The organism is Amycolatopsis sp. NPDC049159 (genome assembly GCF_040648295.1).
In the GTDB taxonomy this organism is placed as follows: domain Bacteria; phylum Actinomycetota; class Actinomycetes; order Mycobacteriales; family Pseudonocardiaceae; genus Amycolatopsis; species Amycolatopsis pretoriensis_A.
In genome coordinates, this window is sequence record NZ_JBEZDL010000063.1 from 1 (window position 1) to 1,671 (window position 1,671).

At 70.4% G+C, this 1,671-nt stretch carries 2 protein-coding genes; one reads left to right on the forward strand and one right to left on the reverse strand.

Annotated features, from left to right (window positions below; all coding sequences use genetic code 11):
- Window positions 1–732, reverse strand: a 732-nt coding sequence (locus AB0B33_RS46790) for a hypothetical protein (RefSeq protein WP_360784684.1), incomplete at its 3' end; no start/stop codon positions are given.
- 180 nt (window positions 733–912) lie between these two features.
- Here AB0B33_RS46790 and AB0B33_RS46795 point away from each other — a divergent pair.
- Window positions 913–1,671 (forward strand): glucosaminidase domain-containing protein (locus AB0B33_RS46795; RefSeq protein ID WP_360784687.1); only part of this gene is annotated, 759 nt, incomplete at its 3' end.

Here is a 1,671-nt window from a genome sequence, read left to right on the forward strand (position 1 = left end):
GGAGTGCAAGAGCGACCCGTCGGCGCCCTTCGAGAACATGTGCTCCTGGGTGCCGTAGCGGTAGGACGCCGACGCCGCGATCCCCTCGTCGCCCATCGGGGCCGGCTGGCCGATGTCGTCGACGATGTTGCGGTAGCGCATCGGGGTGAAGGTGCGGATGTAGGACTGCGTGGTCCACGCCCGCTCGACCGCCGGGTTGCCGTAGTCGAACTCCTCGCGGACGATCGGCTGCGTCTTGGCGGCGTCGTTCCAGGCGAGGAAGAGCGCGATGTGGCCGTTGCGCCACAACGCGTCGCCGGGCCGCAGGTCCGCCCAGCCGATGGCGTCCATCCGCGACGGCAGGGTGGCGGTGGTCAGGCTCGTGCTGAGGTTCCAGGCCATCGAAACGAACCCGGAGCAGTCCTGGCGGTAGGTGCCGTACTGGTTGGTGTGGTACGCGGACTGGCTGTACATCACGTGCTCGTCGATCCACGACCTCGATCTGGTCAGCACTTCGGAGCGCGTGATCTGGCCGTTTTCGACCGAGGTCATCGCCCGGGCGGCGGTCTTCGGGTGGCTCGGCACGCCGGCGGTGCCTTCGTGCGGCAGCGCGCCGGGGTGGGCGGGGTCGTAGTAGGCGGCCGCGGCCACCGGGCCGAGCGGGTGGGCCTGGGCGATCGCGGGGGCGGTGCCGGCGAGCACGAGCGAGGTGAGCACGGCGGCGACGACGGCACCGGTGCGCTGGACGGTCATGGGTTTTCCTCCCGGGTGAACGCTCCGCCGTTCTCGGTGCGGCGGACTCGCCGGGAAACCGTGTCGCGGCAGGCTTCAAGTCCGCCCCAAATCCGCTTCAACGGGACTTGCAGGCGGTTTGGAGTCGACTTGGAGACCGGGCTTCCAGGCTTGGCCCATCGCCACGACCTGGAGGACACCATGACCCGCACCACCACCCGGATCACCGTCGGCGGGCTCGGCGCGTTGATCAGCACGCTGGCTCTCGTCGCGCCCGCTTCGGCCGGGCAGCCGACGACCGGCGACCCGGGGACGAGCACGACCACGCAGGAACAACAGCGGTCGGCCGCGATGAGATCCGCGGCCGTCGAGGACGGCGCCCAAGACGACTACGTCGCCGCGGCGGGCCCCGCCGCCCAGCGCGTCCGCGACGACTTCGACATCCCGGCCTCGGTGACCGCGGCCCAGTCGATCCTGGAGTCGAACTGGGGCCGCAGCACGCTCTCGGTCAACGACCGGAACTACTTCGGCTTCAAGTGCACGTCGCCGACCAGCCCCGGCCCGTTCGCGAAGGGCTGCGCGCCGTACCCGACCACCGAGTGCGTGCCGGCGCCCTGCCACACGGTCAACGCGTACTTCCGCTCGTACGACTCGATGGAGAACTCGTTCCGCGACTACGGGCGGCTCCTCACCACCAGCTCGACCTACTCGAGCGCGCTCCCGTACCGCCACGACCCGGCGGCGTTCATCCGCGAGGTGGGCCGGCACTACGCCACGGACCCGAGCTACGCGGACAAGGTCATCTCGCTGATGAACACCTACGACCTCTACCGCTTCGACTCCGGCACGGCGCCGGGCGCCACCCTCGGCGACGAGGGCATCGCGGCGTCGGCGTCCTACCGCTACGGCACCCAGGAGCACATGTTCTCCCGGGGTGCGGATGGCTCGCTGCTGCACTCG